1 protein-coding gene and 2 pseudogenes are annotated in these 2,577 nt (G+C 68.4%); 2 read left to right on the top strand and 1 reads right to left on the bottom strand.

Going from position 1 to position 2,577, the window contains the following annotated elements:
* Both MJ785_RS14470 and MJ785_RS14465 read left to right on the top strand, forming a co-directional pair.
* Positions 1-311: pseudogene (locus MJ785_RS14470) on the top strand (hypothetical protein); the annotation flags it as partial.
* A gap of 74 nt (positions 312-385) precedes the next feature.
* Positions 386-2,356 (top strand): toll/interleukin-1 receptor domain-containing protein, encoded by a 1,971-nt coding sequence (locus tag MJ785_RS14465; RefSeq protein ID WP_239381319.1) that lies wholly within the window; start codon positions 386-388, stop codon positions 2,354-2,356.
* Positions 2,357-2,384: 28 nt separating this feature from the next.
* Here MJ785_RS14465 and MJ785_RS14460 read toward each other — a convergent pair.
* Positions 2,385-2,577, bottom strand: a pseudogene (locus tag MJ785_RS14460) (XRE family transcriptional regulator); the annotation flags it as partial.

Here is a 2,577-nt window from a genome sequence, read left to right as displayed (position 1 = left end):
CTCTAAGCCGCTCGAAGCGGATCGCGCGGGCGCTGGGCGTGGCGCCGTCAGTGGTCGCGCCGCTGGTGCGCGCCGTCGCCGCCGAGGCCCAGACAAGCGCAGCCGAGCCCGCGGTCGTCGACTGCTGGGCCACCCTCCTTGTCGCCCGCCCCGACCGTTTCGACCGGCTCTCCGTGTCCGGCTTCCTGCCGGATGAAAAGTCTTTTTGTGATGTTCATGAAGATCCGTCGGGCTTCGCTGGCGTTGCTGTCGACGGTTGCTGTCAGATTCACCGCTCGATGCCCGGACCGGTGTCGGGATCAGCACGCTGAACGTGTGCGGCGGGTACGGCCGATGGTGGCTGATCGGCTGGTTTCTGCCGTGTTGGGTGATGGTGGCATGCTGGGTGGGTGACCGTGGGGGCAGCGAGGTTACCAGCCCGGATTTCTTCGTGTCGTATACGGGGAAGGACAGCGCCTGGGCGGAGTGGATTGCCTGGACGTTGAATGCCACCGGTTACCGGGTGGTGATCCAGGCGTGGGACTTCGGTCCGGGGTCGAATTTTGTCGATGAGATGCACCGGGCGCTCTCGTCCACACGGATGGCCGTGGTGCTGTCCACGGACTATCTGGCGTCGAGGTTCGCGTCCGCGGAGTGGCAGGCGGCCTGGCGGAATGATCCACTCGGTCGGGGGCGGAAGCTGGTGGTGTTCCGGGTGGAGGACTGCGACCCTCCGGGGCTGTTGGGGCCGATCGCGGCGGTGGACTTGTTCGGGGTGGAGCAGGAGACGGCCCGGGACCGGGTCGTGGCAGCCGCGCACTTTCCACCTGGCCCGCCGGATGCGGAGCCGGTTTTTCCGGGTGCTCGACCTGCTGTCGGGCCGGCTGTTGGTGCGGGGGTGGGAGTGGGAGTAGCTCCGGTCTTCCCGCCGGATCTCCCCGTGATGGGGGGTGTGCCGGCTCGGTTGGCGCATTTCGTCGGCCGTGACGCGTTGCTCGATCAGCTGCATGCCCGGTTGGCGGCGGCGGGGTCGGTCGCGGTGACCGCGGTGGCGGGGATGGGTGGGGTGGGGAAGACCGCGCTGGTGGTGGAGTACATCCACCGGTATGCACAGTTGTTTGACCGGGTGGGCTGGGTGCCGGCGGAGCAGCCGGAGCTGATCGGCGGCTTTCTGGCTGGGTTGGCCCCGGTGGTGGGGTTATCCGCTGAGGCGGAGCCGGCGGTGGTGGTGGCGGCGTGGGCACGTCTGCCCCGGTCGCTGCTGGTGTTCGACAACGCCGACGACCCCGATGCGATCCGTGCGATCAAGGGTGTGCGGCCGTCGCCGGGGGCGGGCCGGCTGCTGGTGACTTCCCGGCGGCGGGGTTTGACCGCGCTGGGGACGACCGTCACGGTGCCGGTGCTGCCGCGGGGGGAGGCGATGGCCATGCTGGCTGGCCGGTTCCCGGCCATGGATCCGGTGGTCGCGGATCGGATCTGTGCCCTGTTGGGGGATCTGCCGTTGGCGGTGGAGCAGGCCGCGGGATATCTCGATCAGACCGGTACCCCACCGGGGGAGTACGCCGACCTCCTCGCCGGTCAGCTCGGTGACATGCTGGAGGAGGGGGAGGTGACCGACCGGCCGGGGATGACGGTCGCGGTGTTGTGGGAGTTGTCGCTCCAGCGGTTGCGTGGTGAGTGTCCGGCCGCGGTGGAGCTGTTGGAGCTGTGGGCGTTGTGCGACCCGGAGAAGATTCCCCTCGGTCTGTTCGCGGAGCCGGCCAGGTTCGACGACGGACCGTTGAAGGACGCGGCCGGTAACCGGGCGCGCTGGGCGGCGACGACCGGCGCGCTGGTGGGGTACAGCCTGGCCCGCCGTGATCAGGATATGGTGGATGTGCACCGGCTGGTGCAGGCGGCGACCCGCCGGGCCATGAGCCCCACGGTGCGCACGGCGCGGGCCGGGACTCTGGTGCGGCTGCTGCGCGGCATCCTGCCCGAAGACATCATGCGGAACCCGGAGGCCTGGCCGGTGTGGCGGGTTTATCTCCCACATGTCATCGCCGTGCTGGGGCATACCGGCGCGGATGATGCCACGATTGACGGCCTGTCCTGGCTGTGTGACCGGACCGCGACCTACCTGCAGGAACACGCCCAGCCGGCTGCGGCACTGACGCTGTTCCACCGGGCGTTGGCGATCGACGAGGCCGTCTACGGCCCCGATCATCCCGAGGTCGCTACCGACCTGAATAACCTGGGGTTGGCGTTGTGGGCCCTGGGTCGGGCTGGTGAGGCTCTTCCGCTGTTGCTGCGGGCGTTGGCGATCGCCGAGGCCGTCTACGGTTCCGAGCATCCGAGTGGCCAGACGATTCGATATAACCTCGATCAACTGGACTGAACGTGGCTATTCGGCGTGTGGTCATGAGTTACGCGGCCACGTGGTAGGCCTGGGCGAGCAAGGACTCCAGCGCTGCCTCGGTGTCATGACCGGCGTTGTGCACCACGTCGACGGACAACAGGACGTTGGGAAGGACAGTGATTAGTTCTGTGTACCGGCAGGACCGGTAGGCCTGCTTGGCACGGGCTACCGCCTGGCTTAGAGCGCCCGGCAATAGGGGG

Source organism: Protofrankia sp. CiT1, from assembly GCF_917627335.1.
Lineage (GTDB): Bacteria > Actinomycetota > Actinomycetes > Frankiales > Frankiaceae > Protofrankia.
Note: the sequence above shows the minus strand (reverse complement) of the source record. Positions and strands in the feature narration are given on the sequence as shown.